Annotated in this window: 1 protein-coding gene; it reads left to right on the top strand. The window is 79.3% G+C overall.

Annotated elements, in window-relative coordinates:
• Positions 1–241, top strand: a 241-nt coding sequence (locus GT030_RS35965) for a DUF6350 family protein (protein ID WP_237522964.1), incomplete at both ends; no start/stop codon positions are given.

Below are 241 nucleotides of genomic sequence, written 5' to 3'. Positions count from 1 at the left end.
GGCCGCATTCGCCGGTGTCGTCCCGGCTGCCGCACTGGGTACGGGGGGACGCGCCCGGCACGGCGGCCCGCGCGGCCGGAGCGGCCACGGCCGTGCTCACCGGGGGCGGGGCGCTGCTGCTCGGCGCGTCCCTGGTCTGGCACGGGGACACCGCCCGGCTGGCGTTCACCCAGCTCACGCAGGGGTGGACCGGGCGGCTCACGGTGCTGCTGCTCGCCGTCACGCTGGTCCCCAACGCGGC

Source organism: Streptomyces sp. SID1328, assembly GCF_009865595.1.
Taxonomy (GTDB): Bacteria; Actinomycetota; Actinomycetes; order Streptomycetales; family Streptomycetaceae; genus Streptomyces; species Streptomyces griseoluteus.
The sequence above is the reverse complement of the archived record's forward strand: the minus strand, read 5'-3'. Positions and strand labels throughout refer to the sequence as shown.